26 protein-coding genes are annotated in these 20561 nt (G+C 61.9%); 12 read left to right on the forward strand and 14 right to left on the reverse strand.

What is annotated here, in order from left to right:
* Window positions 1–86 precede the first annotated feature (86 nt).
* Window positions 87–332: a ribbon-helix-helix domain-containing protein gene (locus VH564_RS01910; protein WP_423338136.1), complete on the forward strand. Its 246-nt coding sequence runs from the start codon at window positions 87–89 to the stop codon at window positions 330–332.
* Between the two features lie 65 nt (window positions 333–397).
* Here the strand turns inward: VH564_RS01910 and VH564_RS01915 are convergent, their stop codons facing one another.
* The gene (locus VH564_RS01915) at window positions 398–883 is read right to left on the reverse strand and encodes a peroxiredoxin (RefSeq protein WP_423338137.1); all 486 of its coding nucleotides are present in this window, start codon (window positions 881–883) and stop codon (window positions 398–400) included.
* Window positions 884–945: 62 nt separating this feature from the next.
* A complete protein-coding gene (locus tag VH564_RS01920; RefSeq protein ID WP_423338138.1) occupies window positions 946–1779 on the reverse strand; it encodes a protein-disulfide reductase DsbD domain-containing protein in 834 nt (277 codons plus the stop codon).
* 132 nt (window positions 1780–1911) lie between these two features.
* On the opposite strand from VH564_RS01920, the gene VH564_RS01925 reads away from it, so the two are divergent.
* From VH564_RS01925 to VH564_RS01935, 3 genes are all read left to right on the forward strand, one after another.
* Window positions 1912–2517, forward strand: coding sequence for a YqgE/AlgH family protein (locus VH564_RS01925; protein WP_423338139.1), 606 nt, complete (start codon window positions 1912–1914; stop codon window positions 2515–2517).
* 95 nt (window positions 2518–2612) lie between these two features.
* Entirely contained in the window at window positions 2613–2804 is a 192-nt protein-coding gene (locus VH564_RS01930) for a CsbD family protein (protein ID WP_423338140.1), read from the forward strand.
* Window positions 2805–2894: 90 nt separating this feature from the next.
* The gene (locus VH564_RS01935) at window positions 2895–3980 is read left to right on the forward strand and encodes a zinc-binding metallopeptidase family protein (protein ID WP_423338141.1); all 1086 of its coding nucleotides are present in this window, start codon (window positions 2895–2897) and stop codon (window positions 3978–3980) included.
* Window positions 3981–3993: 13 nt separating this feature from the next.
* Here the strand turns inward: VH564_RS01935 and VH564_RS01940 are convergent, their stop codons facing one another.
* The 4 genes from VH564_RS01940 to thrC all read right to left on the reverse strand — a co-directional run bounded on the left by VH564_RS01940 (window position 3994) and on the right by thrC (window position 10281).
* Window positions 3994–6831, reverse strand: coding sequence for an EAL domain-containing protein (locus VH564_RS01940; RefSeq protein ID WP_423338710.1), 2838 nt, complete (start codon window positions 6829–6831; stop codon window positions 3994–3996).
* Between the two features lie 74 nt (window positions 6832–6905).
* Entirely contained in the window at window positions 6906–7517 is a 612-nt protein-coding gene (locus VH564_RS01945; protein WP_423338142.1) for a GNAT family N-acetyltransferase, read from the reverse strand.
* Between the two features lie 47 nt (window positions 7518–7564).
* Window positions 7565–8863: a M16 family metallopeptidase gene (locus tag VH564_RS01950; RefSeq protein ID WP_423338711.1), complete on the reverse strand. Its 1299-nt coding sequence runs from the start codon at window positions 8861–8863 to the stop codon at window positions 7565–7567.
* 17 nt (window positions 8864–8880) lie between these two features.
* Window positions 8881–10281 (reverse strand): threonine synthase, encoded by a 1401-nt coding sequence (gene thrC, locus VH564_RS01955; RefSeq protein ID WP_423338143.1) that lies wholly within the window; start codon window positions 10279–10281, stop codon window positions 8881–8883.
* 314 nt (window positions 10282–10595) lie between these two features.
* On the opposite strand from thrC, the gene VH564_RS01960 reads away from it, so the two are divergent.
* Window positions 10596–11210 (forward strand): hypothetical protein, encoded by a 615-nt coding sequence (locus VH564_RS01960; RefSeq protein ID WP_423338144.1) that lies wholly within the window; start codon window positions 10596–10598, stop codon window positions 11208–11210.
* Window positions 11211–11296: 86 nt separating this feature from the next.
* On the opposite strand, the gene VH564_RS01965 is transcribed toward VH564_RS01960, so the two are convergent.
* Complete coding sequence (locus tag VH564_RS01965) at window positions 11297–11989, reverse strand: HAD-IA family hydrolase (RefSeq protein WP_423338145.1); 693 nt, start codon at window positions 11987–11989, stop codon at window positions 11297–11299.
* A gap of 144 nt (window positions 11990–12133) precedes the next feature.
* Between VH564_RS01965 and VH564_RS01970 the strand changes: the two genes are divergently transcribed.
* The 3 genes from VH564_RS01970 (at window position 12134) to VH564_RS01980 (ending at window position 13998) form a co-directional block, all read left to right on the forward strand.
* On the forward strand, window positions 12134–12802 hold the full coding sequence (locus VH564_RS01970; RefSeq protein ID WP_423338146.1) for a GntR family transcriptional regulator: 669 nt from the start codon (window positions 12134–12136) through the stop codon (window positions 12800–12802).
* A gap of 186 nt (window positions 12803–12988) precedes the next feature.
* A complete protein-coding gene (locus tag VH564_RS01975) occupies window positions 12989–13573 on the forward strand; it encodes a biotin transporter BioY (RefSeq protein WP_423338147.1) in 585 nt (194 codons plus the stop codon).
* On the forward strand, window positions 13570–13998 hold the full coding sequence (locus VH564_RS01980) for a DUF1284 domain-containing protein (protein WP_423338148.1): 429 nt from the start codon (window positions 13570–13572) through the stop codon (window positions 13996–13998). The genes VH564_RS01975 and VH564_RS01980 overlap by 4 nt, the downstream gene beginning before the upstream one ends.
* On the opposite strand, the gene VH564_RS01985 is transcribed toward VH564_RS01980, so the two are convergent.
* The gene (locus VH564_RS01985) at window positions 13968–14678 is read right to left on the reverse strand and encodes an ArsR/SmtB family transcription factor (RefSeq protein WP_423338149.1); all 711 of its coding nucleotides are present in this window, start codon (window positions 14676–14678) and stop codon (window positions 13968–13970) included. The genes VH564_RS01980 and VH564_RS01985 overlap by 31 nt on opposite strands.
* A gap of 71 nt (window positions 14679–14749) precedes the next feature.
* On the opposite strand from VH564_RS01985, the gene VH564_RS01990 reads away from it, so the two are divergent.
* Together VH564_RS01990 and VH564_RS01995 are read left to right on the forward strand one after the other, a co-directional pair.
* Window positions 14750–15079, forward strand: coding sequence for an NIPSNAP family protein (locus VH564_RS01990; RefSeq protein ID WP_423338150.1), 330 nt, complete (start codon window positions 14750–14752; stop codon window positions 15077–15079).
* Entirely contained in the window at window positions 15076–15438 is a 363-nt protein-coding gene (locus VH564_RS01995) for an antibiotic biosynthesis monooxygenase family protein (RefSeq protein ID WP_423338151.1), read from the forward strand. Before VH564_RS01990 ends, VH564_RS01995 begins: the two co-directional genes overlap by 4 nt.
* Before the next feature lie 8 nt (window positions 15439–15446).
* On the opposite strand, the gene VH564_RS02000 is transcribed toward VH564_RS01995, so the two are convergent.
* Together VH564_RS02000 and VH564_RS02005 are read right to left on the reverse strand one after the other, a co-directional pair.
* Window positions 15447–15782, reverse strand: coding sequence for a DUF86 domain-containing protein (locus VH564_RS02000; protein ID WP_423338712.1), 336 nt, complete (start codon window positions 15780–15782; stop codon window positions 15447–15449).
* Window positions 15783–15794: 12 nt separating this feature from the next.
* Window positions 15795–16043, reverse strand: coding sequence for a nucleotidyltransferase family protein (locus VH564_RS02005; protein ID WP_423338713.1), 249 nt, complete (start codon window positions 16041–16043; stop codon window positions 15795–15797).
* A gap of 192 nt (window positions 16044–16235) precedes the next feature.
* Between VH564_RS02005 and VH564_RS02010 the strand changes: the two genes are divergently transcribed.
* Window positions 16236–17369: a site-specific DNA-methyltransferase gene (locus VH564_RS02010; RefSeq protein ID WP_423338152.1), complete on the forward strand. Its 1134-nt coding sequence runs from the start codon at window positions 16236–16238 to the stop codon at window positions 17367–17369.
* Between the two features lie 122 nt (window positions 17370–17491).
* Here the strand turns inward: VH564_RS02010 and VH564_RS02015 are convergent, their stop codons facing one another.
* The 3 genes from VH564_RS02015 to mutY are packed head-to-tail and all read right to left on the reverse strand — an operon-like array spanning window position 17492 to window position 19599.
* Entirely contained in the window at window positions 17492–17857 is a 366-nt protein-coding gene (locus VH564_RS02015) for a nuclear transport factor 2 family protein (RefSeq protein WP_423338153.1), read from the reverse strand.
* Window positions 17858–17861: 4 nt separating this feature from the next.
* On the reverse strand, window positions 17862–18476 hold the full coding sequence (locus VH564_RS02020) for an HAD family hydrolase (RefSeq protein WP_423338154.1): 615 nt from the start codon (window positions 18474–18476) through the stop codon (window positions 17862–17864).
* Between the two features lie 40 nt (window positions 18477–18516).
* A complete protein-coding gene (mutY, locus tag VH564_RS02025; RefSeq protein WP_423338155.1) occupies window positions 18517–19599 on the reverse strand; it encodes an A/G-specific adenine glycosylase in 1083 nt (360 codons plus the stop codon).
* Window positions 19600–19694: 95 nt separating this feature from the next.
* On the opposite strand from mutY, the gene VH564_RS02030 reads away from it, so the two are divergent.
* Window positions 19695–20195 carry a DUF721 domain-containing protein gene (locus tag VH564_RS02030; protein WP_423338156.1) on the forward strand — a complete coding sequence of 167 codons (501 nt, stop codon included), beginning with the start codon at window positions 19695–19697 and terminating at the stop codon, window positions 20193–20195.
* Window positions 20196–20283: 88 nt separating this feature from the next.
* Here VH564_RS02030 and VH564_RS02035 read toward each other — a convergent pair whose 3' ends face one another.
* Window positions 20284–20517 carry a hypothetical protein gene (locus VH564_RS02035; RefSeq protein ID WP_423338157.1) on the reverse strand — a complete coding sequence of 78 codons (234 nt, stop codon included), beginning with the start codon at window positions 20515–20517 and terminating at the stop codon, window positions 20284–20286.
* Window positions 20518–20561 lie beyond the last annotated feature (44 nt).

Consider the following 20561-nt stretch of genomic DNA (forward strand, 5'->3'; position numbering starts at 1 on the left):
CCTTCAGCTATCCAGTACCGTGGCAAGCCTCGCGTTGCGAAGACCATGCAGTTTCACTATCGTCTGCGGGGGCCAAGAGGTCGCGCATGAAAATCTCCATTGACGAACGCTTAGAAAAATTTGTGGAGAAGAGCGTCGAGGACGGTTTCTCCCGCTCGGCCAGCGAAATCGTAGAGGTAGGCCTGCGGCTCATCGAGGCCCGCGACGCGGCATTGTCGCGCGCCAGGCAACGCCTTGAGCGATCGATTGCCAATGGCTGCGATATTTCGCAATCCGAAATGGACGATGCCCTGGACGCGACAACTGCGGAACTGAAGTCCAAGGGCTATTGATGTGCCCCGTCTTAGATATCTGAGTGGAGTCCGGGGGGGACGCAGGCCCCCCGGACTCCAACCAATCAGAGCTGGCCAATCATCGTGGCTGCAGCCGAAACCGTGGCTTCGCCCGGGTTTTCCTCGACGTTGAGGCTCTTGACGACACCGTCTTCCACCAGCATCGAATAGCGCTTCGAGCGCACGCCGAGGCCGCCGCCTGACAGGTCGGCGTCTAGGCCGAGCGCCTTGGTGAAGGTGGCATCCCAGTCGGCGAGGAAGTGGATCTTGCCCATGCCGCCCGATTGCTGCGCCCAGGCGCCCATCACGTGCCAGTCGTTGACCGATACGACCGCAATGTCATCCACGCCCTTGGCGAGGATGGCGTCGCGGTTTTCGAGATAGCCCGGCAGATGGTTTAGCGAGCAGGTCGGGGTGAAGGCGCCGGGAACGGCAAAGAGCACGACGCGCTTGCCGGCAAACAGCGTATCGGTCGAGATTTCCGTCGGGCCGTCGACGGTCTTTTCCTTGAAGGTCGCGGCGGGAATCTTGTCGCCGATGGCAATGGTCATGGGTTGCTCCTGATCGTTGTTGTCGCCGCAAGGCGAGATACCCTGCGAGGTTTAAATGGCTTTCACGGGAAGGCAAGTGTCGTTTCCATAGCCCGCCCGCCGTCGACCGCCAGGATGCCCCAGCTCTTGCCATGGATCGTGTAGCTCTTCGGCAGCTTGCCGATGGCGACCATTATGTCGGCGTTGCGGCCGTGGCGCTGGGCGCTCACCTGCCTGGAAAACACCGTCCCGCTGGGCCCCGTCAAATAGATCTGCGGGATGGCGTCGCCGTCGTCAGGCAAGGTCAGCTGCAGAGACAGCGTCTTGCTGTCTGCCGACAGGGCGAAGTTCCGGACGGAAAAATCATTGGAGGCGGCCTCGGGCAGCGCAGCCTTGGCGGCATCGACGATGGCCGTGTCGGCTGTTTCCGGCGTGCCTGATGGCGCCAACGTAACCGTTAGCTTCGCCTGAAAAGGAATACAGATATCCTTGCAGACGCCGATAAAGGCGGTGACGTCGAGCTTGCTGTCGCCATTCGCCTGGATGTCGAGCGGCAGGCTGATCGGCGCGTCGTAGCCGACTTCGCGGATCGAGCCGAGCGTGATCAGCTTCGGCACGGGATAACCGACCTTCTCGATGATCGCCTTGCTATCAGGCTCCACCGTCAATTGCGGCGGGATGCCGCTTTCGCCCGGTTCCCGCCAGTAGGTGATCCAGCCTGGGCCGGGTTCGATCTGCAGCGCTGCCCGCACATGACCGTCGACATCGGGTGCAAGCGCCACCAGCCGCATGCGCCCGCCTTCACTGGTTGCCCAGTCGCTGGTGGCGGCCTCAGCCGTCGAGAAAAAAGCGACGGCAAGTGCGAGCGCACCTGCGGCCTGTCCGAGCACTCTGAGGGATTGTGTGATGGCGTTCATGGCGTAAGCGTTAGCCGAAGGGGAGGCCACGTGCATTAGCACAATTCGCGAATCCGATCATTTTCAGTTGATTGATCCCCTGCCTTGCCCCATCTTTATTAGGGGGCGGCCAGGAAACAATCAGGAGGCACGATGTCCTTATCGACGCTGAAGAACAGAGGCGAACGCGGGTTTCTTGACGGTCAGTTCCTGATCGCCATGCCCGGCATGGCGGACAGCAATTTTGCCCGCACGGTCGTCTATGTCTGCGCGCATTCGGACGCTGGTGCCATGGGCTTCATCATCAACCGGGCGCAAAACCTGAGCTTCGCCGAGGTGCTGACACACCTCGACATGGTCAAGGGCGAAGAGGCGATCGTTTTGCCCGATCAGGCCCGCGAATTCCAGATCCAGACAGGCGGGCCCGTTGAAAGCGGGCGTGGCTTTGTGCTGCATTCCGACGACTACCGGAGTGACAGCAGCATCCCGGTCAGCGACGATATCAGCCTTACCGCTACTCTCGATATCGTTCGCGCCATCTACAAGGGTGCAGGACCGAAGCGGGCGACTATGCTGCTCGGCTATGCCGGCTGGGGAGCCGGGCAGCTTGAGGCCGAGATCGGCAGCAACGGCTGGCTGAATTGCCCGCCGAGCGAGGACCTGATCTTCGATCGCAGTCTCGACGACAAGTACGAGCGAGCCCTTGCCCTTATGGGCGTCACCGCGGCGATGCTCTCCAGCGAAGCTGGGCATGCCTGAATTAGAAACCGACCGCCGGAACGAAATCGACAAGCCTACGTTCTGCTCACAAGACGACGCGCAATGTCGTACGTCGCCAGCCAGGGAGTAGAATGATGGGTAGCACCAGCGATAAAGTTTCCGGTAAGGCCAACGAAATGACCGGCAAGGCCAAGCAGGCTGTCGGCGAGGCCACGGGCGACAACGAAATGCGCGCCAAGGGCGCCGTTCAGGAAACCAAGGGCAAGGCCCAGGTTGTCGAGGGCAAGGCCAAGGATAAGGTCAAGGATGCCGTCGATAAGGTCTGATCCCTATCTCTGACGATCATAAAACCTGCCGTGCGCGAGCTCGGCGGGTTTCGCTTATGTGCAAGCCTGCGGCCAAGAGGAAGATAAAACATGCGACTGTTTGACTGCGATCACTGTGGACAGTCCGTGCACTTCGACAACCGCCAATGCGTCCGCTGCGGCTATCGTCTTGGCTTCCTTCCCGACAAGTTCGCAATGTTCGCCCTGGAGCCTGCTGAAGAACCCCTTTGGCACATCGTTTCGCAGCCTTCGCGTACGGTGCGCTTCTGCTCGAATGCGGGGCTGGATATCTGCAACTGGCTGGTGGATGCCGACGATCCGCAGCACCTCTGCAAGGCCTGCCGCCACAACAGGCTGGTGCCCAACACCGGCACGCAGGAGGGTATCGATCGCTGGCGCCGGATCGACCAGGCGCAGCGTCACCTGTTCTATTCCCTTCTCCGCCTCGACCTTCCGCATCCCGACCGCACGGAAGATCCGAACGGCGGGCTGGTCTTCGATTTCCTCGAAGACACCGTCAACAGCGCCGGCTTCGTCGTTCCCGCCATGACCGGCCATGACGACGGACTTATCGCCATCCGCGCCGCCGAGGCGGATGACGTCACCCGCGAGATGGCGCGTATGTCCATGCACGAGCCCTATCGGACGCTGCTCGGCCATTTCCGCCACGAGACCGGTCACTTCATCTGGAACAAGCTCGTCCGCGACGTCAATAACTTCGACAGCTTCCGCGAGGTCTTCGGCGACGAGCGCGAAGACTACGGAGCCGCGCTGCAGCGCCATTATGAAAACGGCGCTCGGCCGGATTGGCAGATGAGCTTCATCAGCGCCTATGCGAGCTCTCACCCCTGGGAAGATTTCGCAGAGTGCTTCGCCCACTATCTCCACATCGTCGATACGCTGGAAACGGCCCGGGCATTCGGCATCGCCGTCGATCCGCGCGGCCATGGAGAGATGGCGTCCGAGGTGGATTTCAATCCCTACCAGGCGCGTAATGCGGAGCGGTTGGTTTCCGCCTGGGTGCCGCTCAGCGTCGCGGTCAACAGCATTCAGCGTAGCATGGGGCAGCCGGATTCCTACCCTTTCGTGCTGTCGCCACCCGTCGTCTCCAAGCTTGATTACGTGCTGCGGCTGATCCGCGATGCCGCTTCCGTGTCTAAGATGCAGGCGGCATAAGGCTGCTCCAGCCTCAAGCCCGTTTCGTTAGCGGAAACCGCTCCTTCAGCAACCGCATCACCGATTCCGACCCCATCGGTGGCCCGAAAAGGAAGCTCTGGCCGTAGGCGCAGCCCATCTTGGCAAGTTCGAGCGCGTCTTCCTCGGTCTCTATGCCTTCGGCGACGACCTTCATGTTGAGTTCGCGCGCCATCGAGATGACAGAGCGGAGCAGCACCGAGCGCTTGTCGCTCTCGTCGCGCACCAGTCCCTTGTCCAGCTTGATCGTGTCGAAGGGGAAACGGGTGAGGTAGGAGAGCGACGAATAACCCGTGCCGAAGTCGTCGAGCGCCAGCCCAAGCCCGGCGTCCCGCAGTTTCGCCAGCACCAGCCGCGCCTGTTCCGGGTTCTCCATGACCATGGTCTCGGTCAGCTCGAGCTTGATGCGCGAGGGGTCGCAATGGGTCTTGGCGAGCAGCGCTCGGACGTCGTCATAGAGTTCGTTGTTGAGCAGCTGCGAGCTGGAGAGGTTGATCGATACGAACAGCGGCAGCTCGCCGGTCTGGCGCGTCCAGGCCATCAGGTCGTTGGTCGCCTGCTCCATGGCAAACATGCCGAGCGGTCCGATGATGTCGGTCGCCTCCGCAATCGGAATGAATTCCGTCGGCGAGATATTGCCGCGCTTCGGATGATCCCACCGCATCAGCGCTTCGAAGCCGGCAATCTCTGCATCCTCCAGCCGGACGATCGGCTGGTAGACCATCGACAGTTCCTTGCGCTCGACGGCGCGGCGAAGGTCGGATTCCAGCTGCAAGCGGTCGGTGCCGAAGTTGCGGAAGGCGGGCAGGAACGGCTCGACCTTGTTGCCGCCGGCGCGCTTGGAGCGATACATGGCTAGTTCGGCGTCGCTGAGAAGCCCAGCTGCCGTTTCCTGCTGGTCGACCCAGGAGGTGAGGCCGATCGAGGCGGTCAGGATGATCTCGCGATTGGCGAAGTTCAGCGGCACCATGATCGCCTTGCTGATGGCATCGGCGAAATCGGCGACCTTGGCCGGATCGCGCTCCGAGACGAGGATGAGGCCGAACTGGTCGCCGGAGAGGCGCGCCAGCGTGTCCTGCGGCTTCAGCAACCGGCGCAGGCGACGGGTCAGGGCGACGAGGATGTTGTCTCCCGCCGCGACGCCGAGCGCGTCATTGACCATCTTGTAGCGGTCGATGTCGATGACCATCACGGTCGGGCGCACGAGATCGCCGAGCGGCGCCAGCGCCAGCACGCCCTCCAGCCGGTCGAGGAAGACCTGGCGGTTCGGCAGGCCGGTCAGATTGTCATGCAACGCATCGTGGAGCAGGCGCTCGATGGAGTTCTTCTGTTCGGTGACATCGACGACCGTGCCGACGCAGCGGATGATTTCGCCGTTCGACCCGAGCACGGGGCGGGCGCGGATGGCCAGCCAATGAAAATGCCCGTCCTCGGCGCGGATCCGGAATTCGTGGTTGAGCCTGCCGCGCCTGTGTTCGAGCAGCACGTCCAGCGTCGCCCGGAACCGGTCGCGGTCGTCGGGATGCAGGCGTGGCAGCCAGTTGCGCGCCGCGCCATGCATGCTGCCGGGCGACAGGCCGAGTTTTTGCGAAATGTCGGGGATGGTGACGACGCGGTCGCGGGCAACATCCCAGTCCCAGACGGTGTCGCCCGATCCGGTCAAGGCCAGCGACTGGCGCTCGAGATCGGAAAACAGCCCCTGCTGGAAGGCGCCGCCGGCAAAGGCATGCTGCATGACCGTGAAGCCGATCAACAGCACGATGAGCACGAGACCGCCGCCCAGCGCCGGCTGGATGATGTCGTTGTCGAGCTTGCCGGTGACCGTCATCCAGGCGCCGAACAGCCAGACGAGAATGAGTATCCAGGCAGGCACCAGAAGGATCGCGCGGTCGTAGCGGTTGATGCCGAGATAGATGATCAGCAGGATACCAGCCGTCGCCGTCAGGGCCATGGAGAGGCGCGCGATACCGGCCGCGATCGACGGGTCGTAGATCGCCACGCCGAACAACAGCGCGAGACCGAGTATCCAGGCGAGCGTCACATAGCCGAGATGCGCGTGCCATCGGTTGAGATTGAGATAAGTGAACAGGAAGATGACAAGACTGGACGCCAGCGCCACCTCGACGCAGGCCCGCCATATTCGCTGGTCGCCCGATGTGATGCTGATCAGCTTGCCGAGGAACCCGAAGTCGACGCAGATATAGCCGAGCACGGCCCAGGCGAGCGCTGCCGTCGCCGGCAGCATCGACGTGCCCTTGACGACAAAGAGAATGGTGAGAAAGACCGCCAGCAGCCCGGAAATGCCAAGCACGATGCCGCGATAGAGTGTGAACGCGTTAACCGTGTCCTTGTAGGCATTGGGCTCCCAGAGATAGATCTGCGGCAGTTCGGGCGAGGAAAGCTCGGCCACGAAGGTGATGACGGCGCCCGGATTGAGCGTGATGCGGAACACGTCCGCCTCGTCGCTCGGCTGCCTGTCGAGCGCGAAACCTTCGCTCGGGGTAATGGCGGTGATGCGCTGCGAGCCGAGGTCGGGCCAGAACATCTTGGAATTCACCAGACGGAAATGCGGGGCGACGATGACGCGCTCCAGCTGCTCTTCCGAAACGTTGGCCAGCGCGAAGACCGCCCAGTCGCCCTGATGCCCTGGAGAGCTGGAACGCACCTCGATGCGGCGGCGGATGCCATCGGCGCCTGCAGCGGTGGAAACCTGGAAGGCTTCGCCCTGATTCCTGTAGATTTCGGTTGTCTTCGTCAGGTCAAGCGCCGTGTCGTCGCGCGATATCTTCACCGGTTCTGCGGCACGTGCTGCAACGGCTGAGAAGGCCAGCATCCCGATCAGGGCAACGGCAAAAGCAATCAGCGAAGAGCGCAGGAGCTTGGGGCGGGACAAGGTGTCGGCAATCATCAGCGTGTGGTCTTCCCCAGCGGATCGATGTCCGTGGCCAAACGGGAAAACATAACGTGATCGCGCCATTGGCCGTTGATTTTCAAGTAGCCGCGCAAATGACCTTCCCGTTGGAAGCCGGCCTTCTGCAACAGCCGCATGCTACGTTCGTTGTCCGGAATACAGGCTGCCTCAATACGGTGCAACTCCAGCCCGGAAAAGATGTAGGGTATAACTATCTGAAGTGCGGCGAACATATGGCCCTGGCCCGAATAGCGCTCTCCCATCCAGTACCCGATCATGCAGCTCTGCGCGGCACCTCGCCTGATGTAGCCGACGGTCAAGCCGCCGAGCAGGACCGCATTCTGCCGTTTGAACAGCAGGAAGGGGACGGCCTGTCCGGAATTGTATTCCTGCCTGCCGCGCTGGACGCGCGTCCGAAAGGCGCTTTCGGACAGTTCGTCGCGCCGCCAGGTCGGCTCCCAGGGCTCGAGAAAGCGACGGCTTTCGGCCCTCAGCTTTTGCCATTGGGTAAAGTCGGAATTGCGTGGCAAACGAAGAAAATGGTCGGCGCCCTCAAGTTCGATCGTGTCCGGCTGCCGTGACAGGAACCGAAAAACCGACTTTGGCATTCGTCCATCTCTCCCGGACTGGCGATCTTGAGGGGCCGCGACCGGGATCAGCCGTTGGCGGCTTTTGGCGCGTGAGCCGGCATCGACAGCGAGGTGATGATGTCTTCCATCGGCGCCAGCTGATCGAGGGGGCCGATGGCCGACAAGGTCGGTACCGCGTCGAAGAACAGGCGGCCGGCAAGGTCGGTCAGACGCTGGATGGTGATGCCTTCGAGCCGCTCCATCATTTCCGGATTGGGGATCGGCCGGCCGTAGAGCATCATCTGCCGGGCGACCTGGCCGGCGCGCGAAGCAGGGCTTTCCTGGCCCATCAGCAGCTGGGCGCGGATCTGGGCACGGGCCCGGTCGATTTCCTGCTGGTGGATGGTCTCCGACGACTTGCGCAACTCGTCGACGATGACGGGCAGCAGTTCCGGCAGGTTTTCCCCGCCGGTCGCGGCGTGGATGCCGAAGATGCCGGTGTCGGAGAAGCCCCAGTGAAAGGCATAGACCGAATAGCAAAGGCCACGCGTCTCGCGCACTTCCTGGAACAGCCGCGAAGACATGCCGCCGCCGAGGATGTTGGCAAGGATCTGCGAGCAATAGAAGTCACGCGCATGGTAGGCGCGGCCTTCGAAGCCGAGCAGGATCTGCGCGTCCATCAGGTCGCGCGTCTCGCGAACGCTGCCGCCGATATAGCGCGCCGGCTCGATGACGGGTGCCGCCGAAGGCGCGGTGGGCAGGCTGGCAAAGCGCTCTTCGACCTGCTTGACGAAGCTGTCGTGATCGACGGCGCCGGCAGCCACCACGAACATCCGGTCACACGTATAATTGCGGCCGAGATAGCCGCGAATCTGCTGTGGCGTGAAGCCGAGCACCGTCTCCGGCGTGCCGAGAATAGCGCGGCCGAGCGTCTGGTCGCGGTAGGCAACTTCCGAAAACTTGTCGAACACGACATCGTCCGGCATGTCGTTGGCGGCGTTGATTTCCTGCAGGATGACCTGCTTCTCGCGCTGCAACTCGTCCTCGTCGAAGGCAGATTCCGTGAGGATGTCGGCCAGGATGTCGACCGCCAGCGGCACGTCTTCCTTCAACACGCGCGCGTAGTAGGACGTCGTTTCCGTCGAGGTCGCGGCATTGACTTCGCCGCCGACATTCTCGATTTCCTCGGCAATTTCGCGCGCCGTGCGACGCGCCGTGCCCTTGAACGCCATGTGTTCGAGAAGATGGGCAATGCCGTGTTCGGTTTCGGTCTCGTTACGCGACCCGGACTTGATCCACACCCCGAGTGCGACGCTTTCAAGATGCGGCATCAACTCGGTCACTACCGTCAGCCCGGATTTAAGCCGGGTGCACTCAACTGTCATCATAGATCTTTCTGCGCTTAACCTCTCGAGGCCCGAACATGGTCACCGATAAAGCTTTCGACGGCTTTAAGGTCGGGATCCAGGATGTCGAAGCGCTCCTCCCTGTGCATCAGATCAGCAAGCCACGTCGGAAGCGCCGGGTCAATACCGGAGGCTGATTTTACTGCGGCGGGGAATTTGGCCGGGTGGGCGGTGGCCAATGTCACCATCGGGCTGTTCGGCTTCTCGAATTTCTTCGCGACGAAGACGCCAATCGCGGTGTGCGGGTCGAGCAGATAGCCGGTCTCTTCGAAGGTCTCGCGGATGGTCGCCGCCACCTGCTTTTCCGTCGCCCGGCCGGCCCGGAAGTCGCGTTTCATGAAGGCCATCGCCTCTGGCGCGATCTCGAAACCGCTCGATTGCTTCAGGCTTTCCATCGCGGCGCGCACCTTCGATGCGTTCCGACCATTGGCTTCGAACAGCAGGCGTTCGAAGTTGGAAGAGATCTGGATATCCATCGACGGAGAGGTGGTCGCCTTGACGGATCGCATCTCGTAGCGGCCGGTCTTCAGCGTCCGTGCCATGATGTCGTTTTCATTGGTGGCAACGACGAGCTTGTCGATCGGCAGGCCCATGCGCTTGGCGACGTAGCCGGCGAAGATGTCGCCGAAATTGCCGGTCGGCACGGTGAAGGAGATCTTGCGGTCCGGGCTGCCGAGGGCAACCGCAGTGGTGAAGTAATAGACCACCTGGGCCATGATGCGCGCCCAGTTGATGGAGTTGACGCCGGAGAGGCTGACGCGGTCTCGGAACGGCGCGTCGTTGAACATCGCCTTCACCAGGTTCTGGCAGTCGTCGAAATTGCCGTTGATGGCAAGCGCATGCACATTGGCCGATGTCGAGGAGGTCATCTGCCGCTGCTGCACCGGCGAGACCTTGCCGTGCGGGAAGAGGATGAAGATGTCAGTGCGCGCGCGGCCGGCAAAGGCATCGATGGCAGCGCCGCCTGTGTCACCCGACGTGGCGCCGACGATGGTGGCGCGGGCCCCGCGCTCAGCCAGCGCATAGTCCATCAGCCGCGCCAGAAGCTGCATCGCGACATCTTTGAAGGCCAGCGTCGTGCCGTGGAAAAGCTCCACGATGAAGCTGTTCGGGCCGGTCTGGACCAGCGGCGCGATGGCCGGATGGCGGAAGGTGCCATAGGCCTCGTCGATCATCCCCCGGAAGGTCTCTTCCGGGATCTCGCCGTTGGTGAACGGCAGAAGCACGCGGAAGGCAATCTCCTGATAGCTCTTGCCGCGAAAGCCCCGGATGTCCTTCTTCGTCAGCTGCGGCCATTCGCGGGGAACGTAGAGGCCGCCGTCGCGGGCAAGGCCGGCCAGCAGCGCATCGCAGAAACCGAGGGCAGGGGCTTCTCCCCGGGTCGAGATATATTCCAAGGTCTTTACCTCTGATATGGATGATCGGTGGGAAGATGGGCTTCTATTGGAATTCTAGGTCGAAAGCGACGTGTTGGTGCGCCTTTTTGCGCCAAATACCGGGTCTGGTTTTCGCAACCATGTCAATCTCGCCTGAGCATCCGGAGCACGCTGTGTTTTACCGCGACCGGGCCGTGTCGAAAAGTGAACCAAAACGAAGCCTACCCAATCGATTTTTTGAAACGCCGCTGATATAGACCATCGCCAAGTGCGATGAAAGGCCCGGAGATTAACCTGGGCTCGGCAAATTCATATTGTGTTCAGGGTGAAATATCGTGTCAGGCAGAGCTTCGCGTCTTCTTCTCACCGCATCGTTGATGGTCGCGCTCAGCGGCTGCAGCTCGCTTGGCCTCGGCGGTAAGGACAAGGACCCCACGCCGATCACCGTTGCGCCGCAGCAGGCCGCCGATTCCGTTGCACCGCCTGCGGTCGGCGCCGTCTACGTCGCCGGCAAATGCCCGCAGATCGTCATCCGCGACGAGGGCGCGATTTTCAAGAGCTACGCCAAGGGTGCCAAGGACGATCCGGCGCAGCTCGCCTACCAGGCGTCGCTGGTACAGGGCACCCGCCAGTGCACCACGGATGGCACGGCGCTCAACATGACGATCGTCGTCCAGGGCCGGCTCGTGGCCGGGCCGATGGGTGGTTCCGGCAGCGTTACCATGCCGATCAAGGTATCGGTGATGGATGGCGAGACCGTGCTCTACAGCGACACGACGAACTTCCAGGCGTCGATTCCACCCGGCGAAGGCTCCGCGCAGTTTCTCTACACCGACAACAAGATCCACGTGACCGGCGGTGCCGCAGGCTTCGTCAGCGTGTACGTCAGCTTCGACCAGGGCGCATCCGCGCCGGTCAAGGGCGCACGCACCGTCCGCAAGAAGAAGTAAGGACGGCGCGCCCCACAACGGCGTCAACTGTCGAGGATATCGAAACCGGTCGCGAACCCTCGCGACCGGTTTTTTACTGCGAAGGTTTAGAAAACGCCGTCCCACTCGGCCAACGCCGCGACCACGCCGGGCAGGTCGTTCATGCGTGAGATGACGGTTTCGGCGCCGGCATCCGTCAGTCTGTCGGCGTGGGATGGATAGGTGTGCGACGCACCGGTGAAGCCGATGACCCGCATGCCGGCCGCACGCGCCGCAGTGACGCCATGGACGGAGTCCTCGACGACCACGACCTGCGACGGCGCCAGATCGAACTGCGCCGCGCCATGCAGGAAGATATCGGGTTTCGGCTTGACGCGATCGGGCCCGAGGTCCTTGGCCGAGTAGATATGTGGTGCGAAGGACGAGATGAGGCCGACCTTGGTCAGCATCATGTCGAGCCGGGCCAGGCTCGAATTGGAGCAGATGCACCGCGGCAGATCGATCTTGGCGAGTGCGAACTCGATGCCGGGAATGGCGGTGACTTCGCTGGCCAGCCGCTCGTCAAGCAGCTTCTCGGACTGTTCGAGCAGCGATGCCGAGAACGGAATGCTGGCCTCGCGCTCGACCTCGAAGAGGATGTTCTGCCAGGTCATGCCGGCGAAGCGCTCGCCCATTTCCTCGGCGCTGATCGGATAGCCGGCCCCGGTGAGCAGTTTGGATTCGACATCCGCCGCGATGACTTCGGAATCGACGAGCACGCCGTCGCAATCGAAGATGATGAGATCGAAGCCAGTGTTCATGTCAATAATGCCTTTGGATGAGATCGTGCGGCTTTACACGACGGGGTCGGAAACCTCAACCGACGGGGCGGCATGTCTGGCCTGCGGGGAGAGGGAGGCTTTCGGCGCTCGACAAGCTTGCAGTGCCTGATTAAGGATCGCGGCATGAGCCGGGGAAAAGACGACACGATTGCGAACCGAATCAGCCGGGTGCTTGCCGAGCGCATCATCCACGGCGAGCTGGCACCCGGCCTCCGGCTCCGCCAGGACCACATCGCCGAGGAGTTCGGCGCTAGCCATGTGCCTGTGCGCGAAGCCTTTCGTCTACTCGAGGCGCAAGGGCTGGCGATCAGCGAGCCGCGACGGGGAGTGCGGGTTGCCGCCTTCGACCTGCGGCAGGTCCGCGAAGTCGCTGAAATGCGCGCGGCGCTGGAAGGCCTCGCCTTGAGGCATGCCGCACCCCATCTGACGGCGGCCATTCTGGATGCTGCCGAAGAGGCGACCAGGGAGGGCGACGCGGCCGCCGACGTGCGCGCCTGGGAGGCAGCCAACCGCCGTTTCCACCGGCTCATCCTTGCGCCCTGTGACATGAAGCGGCTGCTCGCCGCCATCGATGACTTGCATGCCGCCAGTGCCAGGTTCCTGTTTTCCGCCTGGCAGTCCGGCTGGGAAACGAGAACCGATCAGGATCACCGCGCCATTCTCGCTGCTCTTCGCCAGGGGCAGACCGACACGGCGGTGGCTGTCCTGCAGCAGCATGTGAATCGGATCGGTCGGGCGCCATCCCGCGCTATCAGCGGCGCACCGGTGGAACTTTTTGCTATCGTCGGTTAAATGGAAAATTATAGATAATTATGAATTGGTCCTCCTGTGGGCGGTGATTCATGCGCTTTTGGCCGGTGTGGCGGCGTAATTTTTGTCGGCTATCTGTGTAAAATCTATAATTCATGCTTGCGCCATAGCTTAGTTCCGCTCATAAAATAGATAGTCAGACAAATTATCTATAATTTAGGAGCGCACATGTCTCAGTCTCACGCCATCTCGATTTTCGATCCGCTGCGGCTCGGCGACCGTTCGAGGATCATGCAGGCGATTTTCGTCGTTGCCGGCACGCTCGTGCTGGCAGTCGCCTCGCGCATCTCGGTGCCGATGATCCCAGTGCCGATCACCATGCAAACCTTCGCGCTGACCATGATCGGTGCGCTCTACGGCTGGCGTCTCGGCGGGTTGACCGTGCTGGTCTGGCTTGGGGAAGCTGCCCTTGGCATGCCGGTGCTGGCGAACGGCGCAGGCGGGCTGGCCCCCTTCATGGGTCCGACCGCCGGTTACCTGGTTTCGTTTCCGATCGTTGCCATGGTCGCCGGATGGCTGGCCGAAAAAGGTTGGACGGGCGAGCGCTATATCAGCAGCTTCGCGGCCCATCTCCTTGCCAACCTCGTCTGCCTTGCCATCGGCGGTGCGTGGCTGGCTGTTCTGCTCGGTGCTGAAAAGGGCTGGATGTTCGGCGTTGCACCTTTCATCCTCGGCGGCGTCCTGAAGTCGGCATTGGCCGCGGCAGTCCTGATGGGTATCCGCAACTATGGCGGCAGGAAGACCGCGCATTGACCGTCAGGCTGCGTCCGCATCACCTGCTGTGCATGCTGACCTTCATCGGTGAGGGCTACGATCCAGCCTTCACCGACAACTACCGCCGCATCGCGCGGCGGCTGACGGAAGGCGAGGATATTCTCCTCGTCTCCGGCCCGGACGATGTCTGTGCACCTTTGCTGGATGGGGCTGATCCCCATTGCCTCAAGGCCAGCGTCGAGGTCCGGGATGCCGCCGCCGCGCGCTCCATCTCCGCGCTTCTTGGGCAGCATATCGCGCCGGGTGCGATGGTGCAGCCGGACGCCGTTCTGCTTTCGACGTTGAGAACGGCCTTTGCCGGCGGCGGAATCCGCCAGGCCTGCGGCGGTTGTGAATGGGATGGACTGTGCAGCCGCATCGCGTCCCGATGCTATCAGGGGATACTGGTCGATCCGGCCGCGTGATCGAGCGGGAAGTGCCTGAGGAACTGACGCTCGCCATCGGGCGAGAAAACCACCGAGCGGCTGCCGTCCAGCCGCTTTGCCCAGCCGGCATCGAAGACATGGCCGAGCAAGGCCTTGCCGAGACTGCCGGCCATATGCGCGCGTCGTTCGCTCCAGTCGAGACAGGAGCGGCACAGCGGTCGCCGCGAGGTTTTCAGCGACGAGGCATCGATGCCGAACTGGCGGAGATGGCCTTCACCCTGCGGCGTCAGCGACAACCCTTCGCCAAGCGTCTCGATGCATCCGCTGGCGACCAGGCTGTCGAGCATCCGCACGCCGTAATCGCCGGCCAGATGGTCGTAGCAGATGCGCGCCTTGCGCAGCGCTGGCTCCTTTGGGCCCGGCTGGTGGCGCAGGTGCCCGCGCCCGGCGGCAAAACCCATCAGGCTTTCCAGGAGCTTGCCGACGCTGTCGTCAGCCAGCGTGAAATAACGATGCCGACCCTGCTTGCGCTGCGCGAGCAGCCGTCCGGCCTCGAGCTTCGCCAGATGCGAACTTGCAGTCTGCACGGTGATGCCGCCCGCTGCCGCAAGCTCGGTTGCGGTCAGCGCCTTGCCGCCCATCAGTGCAGTCAGCATGTTGGCACGCGCGGGATCGCCGATGAGCGCGCCGATCTGGGCTATGTCCGGTCCTTCTTTCATACTTCGATCGTAGCCGAAGCATTGTCGTTCTGCAACATGTCAGAAAGAGGCGGCACAAAAGGAACCGTCCCATGATCACCTGTTTCATCCGCTACGAAATCGACCCCTTCGGCCGCGAGGCATTCGCTGAATACGCCCGCAACTGGGGCCAGGCCATTCCGCGCTGCGGCGCCGATCTCATCGGCTATTTCGGACCGCACGAGGGGTCGGCAACGACAGCCTACGGCGTCTACTCCGTCGAAAACCTGGCCGCCTACGAGGCCTATCGGGCCCGACTGGCCGAGGACCCGATCGGCCGCGAGAACTACGCCTTCGCCAAACGCGAGCGCTTCATCCTGAAGGAAGACCGGATCTTCCTCAAGAACGTCTCGCTGCCGCATGCCGGCAAGGTGCAGCCATGATCGCCGTCATTTTCGAGGTGGTGCCCTATCTCGGCGAGCGGCACACATATCTCGATCTCGCCGGCGAGTTGAAGGCTGAACTCGAGAAGATCGACGGCTTCCAGTCGATCGAGCGCTTCGAAAGCCTGACCTTGCGCGGAAAGCTCCTGTCGCTCTCCTTCTGGCGCGACGAGGAAGCGGTCAAAACCTGGCGCAACCTCGAAGCCCACCGCGCCGCCCAGCACGCCGGCCGCAACGGCATCTTCGCCGACTACCGCCTGCGCATCGGCTACGTCGTCCGCGATTACGGGATGAAGGATCGGGCGGAGGTGCCGTCTGACAGTCGTGAAAGGAATGATGCAAATATGAAAACAGCTTAGCAGCGATTTCACACAGGCTGTGTCCTCGATTTCATCTCATGGTTTGCACGCTTTAGATCAGCGATGTCGCCGATGATTGTGTCCCAGATAATCTCGTCGGCGATGCTGTGATATTCGTGCCTCAATATATTTCCGATCGCCCGGATCGCTTGCCACTCAATATCAGGTGTAAGGCCCTTCAGGTCCTCAGGGATGTGACGGCTTGCCTCCGAAACAATTTCAACAGCCCGTTGGAGAGCGAGTTCGGTTAGGCGGTCCTTCATGACCTCCTCGCGGCTTCTTCCCGCAATAGTTCCTTCAATAAATTCTATCGTGCCAAGTATGTCGTCAAAGATAAGTTGAATATCTCTCGGCGTCTAAAATATCCGGATTGCTGACTTTTCTATTCGGTCTTTCAACTTTTGATGCAGACTATTCCGGGTCGTGACATCAATGTCTGATGGCAGCGCATCTTCTAGTAGAAGCTTGATGCGAGCAAGATTAACCAAGGAGAATTTTTTCGTAGGATCGTAGTCAACAAACAGATCGAGATCGCTTGCGGGCCCGGCCTCGTCGCGGGCCACCGAGCCGAACAGAAAAAGCGAGGTCGCGCCGAGCGCCCTCAGCGCTTCGGCCTACTGTTTCAACGCTTCGATGGCCTGATCTCGTCTCATGATGCCACCATACCAAACAAGCCGATCGCGTTCCACGCGGAAATAAATTCCCAAATCGCTCCGCGGTTCAGGGTTTGGTAACCAACTTAGGTAACCATACCGGGTAGTTAAAGCGTAATGCGTAAGCGTAAGAGCGAGTATCCCATGGCGTCAGTTTTCCCGCTTGCCGACCTCAAGATTTCCGAGAGGCCGGGGTCTTGGATCGACACGATCATCAAGGGCGACTGCGTCGCCGCGTTGGAGGCACTGCCCACCCATTCGGTCGACGTGATCTTTGCCGACCCACCCTACAATCTGCAGCTCGGCGGCGCCCTCCACCGCCCGGACCAGTCGCTGGTCGACGCGGTCGATGACGAATGGGACCAGTTCGCCTCCTTCGAGGCCTATGACGCGTTCACCCGTGCCTGGCTGCTCGCCTGCCGCCGCGTGCTGAAGCCGACCGGCACCCTCTGGGTCATCGGCTCCTATCACAACATTTTTCGCGTCGGCTCAATGATGCAGGACCTGAGCTTCTGGATCCTCAACGACATCGTCTGGCGCAAGACCAACCCGATGCCGAACTTCAAGGGCCGTCGCTTCCAGAACGCTCATGAGACGATGATCTGGGCAAGCCCGAGCGCCAAGGCCAAGGGCTATACCTTCAACTACGATGCCCTGAAGGCGTCCAACGATGACGTCCAGATGCGCTCCGACTGGCTGTTCCCGATCTGCAGCGGCGGCGAGCGGCTGAAGGGCGAAGACGGCAAGAAGGCCCATCCGACCCAGAAGCCGGAAGCCTTGCTCGCCCGCGTCATCATGGCCTCGTCGAAGCCCGGCGACATCATCCTCGATCCGTTCTTCGGCACCGGCACGACCGGCGCCGTCGCCAAGCGCCTCGGCCGCCACTTCGTCGGCATCGAGCGCGAGCAGGAATATATCGACCACGCATCGGCCCGCATTGCCGCCGTCGATACGCTGGGCAAGGCCGAGTTGACGATCATGACCGGCAAGAAGCAGGAGGTGCGCGTCGCCTTCAACGTGCTGGTCGAGAACGGCATGATACGCCCCGGCCAGGTGCTGACCGATAGCCGCCGCCGCTACAGCGCCATCGTGCGCGCCGATGGCACCGTGGCTTCAGGCGGCGAAGCCGGCTCCATTCATCGCCTGGGCGCCAAAGTCCAGGGCCTTGATGCCTGCAACGGATGGACCTTCTGGCATTTCGACGATGGGCAGTCCCTGCGCCCGATCGACGAATTGCGGTCCATCATACGCAACGACCTGGCGAAAGCCGAAGCCTGACGGTTTCGCCGGATCGCATGGTCACCGTCTGCCGATTGTACCTCCAGTTGCGGCGGACGGCGCGAAGACGCCCAGGGTGATAAGCCCTGGGCGTCGTGCATTTCAGCTGAGATTCGAACGGCCTAGAACGCCTGGTAATCCGTCACAGCGACGCTGACGACCTGGCCGTCTTCGTTGAAGGTGATGGTTTCCTCGCCTTCGCGCACCAGCGGCTTGCCGGTCGTGGCATTCGTCGCCCGCACCGACCAGACGGCACGACCGGAGAGCGGCGTCAGCGTTTCGACCAGGCTGTTGACGCCCACCTGGTCCGGGTAGGTCTCGAAATAGTTTCTGATGGCCGCAAGCACGGCCTCGCGCCCGACCAAGCTGCCGACGCCGTTCGAAACATAGGTGGCCTCAGGCGCGAAAAACCGCTCCATCGCCTCGTAGTCCATGCCGTTGACCGCTTCGTGAAACAGTTCGATGCGTTCCGCTGGGTCGAATTTCATCAGGTCACACCTCGATGCCGAAGGTTGCAAGATCGGCGCGCAGCTTCTCGGCGCCGGTGAAGTGGATGGCCTTCCAGCCAGCGGCCCTGGCACCCTCGACGTTCGGGAGCGAGTCGTCGATGAAGATCGTCGAGGCCGGATCGAGATCGAAACTCTTCGCATGGCTGTCGTAGATCGCCACGTCGGGCTTGATCAGCTTGATATCGCCGGAGACGGTCACACCGCGCGTCCTGGTCAGGAAGGGAAAGCGCTCCTGGGTCTCGCGAAAGGTGTCGGAGGCAAAATTGGTGAGCAGCGTCACGTCGCGACCCTCGGCGATCAGCTTTTCCATGATCTCGACGCTGTCTTCGTAGTGATGCGGCACCATCTCGTGCCAGTTCTTCCGAAAGGCGCGGATCTGCTCGGCCCGCTCCGGATGCTCGGCGATCAGCAGTGCCTCGGCGTCTTCCCAGCTGCGGCCGCGATCCTGCTCGATGTTCCAGTCATGGGTGCAGATATTGGCGAAGAACCACTGGCGCTCCTCCTCGTCCGGAATGACGCGGCTGAACGGCAGGTTGGGGTCGTAGTGGATGAGAACCTTGCCGATATCGAAGACAATATGTTTGATTTCAGTCGTCATGCGGGCCTCTTGGCGTTGATCGGAGAAAAGGTCTGGCGGGTCAGTTGAAGGCATGCGGAATAGCCTGGGCGATTGCCTTTTTCATGACTGTCGGCAAGGCCTGGGAGTCAAGATTTGTAACCGGCTCCCACCATCCGTCATCAGCGCCGGACGTAGCACCGACCGCTGCCCGAAAGATCGACAAGCGCAGCTCGAAATGGGTGAAGACATGGACGACTATGCCGCAGGCCTGCCAGTCGGCTTCGAAGGGTGCCGCCTCGAGCGTCGTTTCGCCATCGAGACGCGCCGTCCAGGCGGTCGTCGGCACCTCCGTCATGCCGCCGAGCAGGCCGCTGTCGATCCGCCGCCGCAACAGGATTTCGCCGTCGCGGTTGACCGCGACAAAGGCCGCCCCCTGGCGCACCGGCTTTGTCTTTTTTGGCGCCTTCACCGGGAAATACTCAGGATCGTGCAGCCGCAGCGCCTCGCAACTGCCATTGAACGGACAGAGCGAGCAGGCCGGCCGCTTCGGTGTGCAGATCGTCGCGCCGAGATCCATCATCGCCTGGGCAAAGTCGCCGGGCCTGATCGGAGGGGTCAGCGCCACCACCTTCTGCTTCATCAGCGGCTTGGCAGCGGGTAGGGGTGTCGAGATGGCGTAGAGCCGGGAAATCACGCGCTCGACATTGCCGTCCATGACCGCCGCCTGCCGGTCGAAGGCGATGGCGGCAACGGCTGCCGAGGTGTAGTCGCCGATGCCAGGCAAGGCCCTCAGACCCTCTTCCGTATCGGGAAACCAGCCGCCATGCTCGTTGGCAACGGCGTCGGCGCATTTCTTCAGGTTGCGCGCCCGGGCGTAGTAGCCAAGCCCCGCCCACGCCGCCATGACGTCGTCGACAGGCGCCGCCGCAAGATCGATCACTGTCGGCCAGCGTCCGATGAACTTCAGGAAATAGGCTTTGACCGCAGCGACTGTCGTCTGCTGTAGCATCACTTCCGACAGCCAGATATGATAGGGATCGGGCCGCACGCCGCGCGCCGCCATGGCAGGTGAAACCCGCCAGGGCAGGTCGCGGTGATGCCGGTCATACCAGGCAAGCAGAGGTGCGGCGGAGGGCGGGGTAGGCTGTTTCTGGGTCATCATTTGCCGCATGCGGGGAATATGCCCTATACTTGGCCGAGCTGCGTCGACGGATCAAGGTCCGCTGCGCCAAACAGCAAGTCCGAGGCCTGTCGTCGATGAGTTATCCCCGCAAAGGCGCCAAGCAGATATCCGAAGTGGCGAACGGCCTGATCGATCCGGTGCTTGCCCGCAGGGCCGGCATCAACACCGCGCTGCTCGGCTCCTGGGACGATATCGTCGGCGCCGATTTCGCCGATTGCACCCGCCCGGAAAAAATCGCCTGGGCCAAGCGCAACGGCCCCGGCGAGGGCGGCTACCAGCCGGGTGTTCTCACCATCGCTTGCGAAGGCGCCCGCGCGCTGTTCCTCACCCACGCCCAGGGCGAGCTCATCCAGCGCATCAACAGCTTCTTCGGCTTTGCCGCCGTCCACCAGATCCGCATCGTCCAGAAACCGGTCTCGCAGTATGCCAAGCGCTCCCGCACGCCGGTGCCGCTGAAGGGTGCCGCAGCGTTGAAGCTGGAGGGAATGATGGAGGGGATCGAGGGCGACAAGCTGCGCGCCGCCGTGCAGCGGCTCGGCACGGCGGTCCTGGGTAACCGCAAGCCGGGCAGGTGATCTGGCCATGTGCGCATTGGTCTGAGCACGGTCGAAAATGCCGGTCCTTTCATTCGCCGCCTGGAAGCGTTCGAGCTGCTGCTCGCCTTCAATACAAGTCCATACCTGCCGGCAGTAACCCGAAATGCTTTATCGCGACGTAGATCAGCGAGAAGAGGATCAAGACCATCAGGAGATATAGAGCGACCTCCAGCGCGACTTTCATCACGTTTTTCGGCTCGGTCGAAGTCCTTTGGTCGTAATGCCACTTGATGGCAAAGAACATGCCGGTGCCCAATGCGAGAACCTTGAACGTGATGAAAACTATAGGGACCCAATCCATCGATTTGAATATTTCCTAGCTTTTAACTGCTACTATCTGTCGCG

Origin of the sequence: Rhizobium sp. HT1-10 (genome assembly GCF_049472505.1) — a bacterium.
GTDB lineage: Bacteria > Pseudomonadota > Alphaproteobacteria > Rhizobiales > Rhizobiaceae > Rhizobium.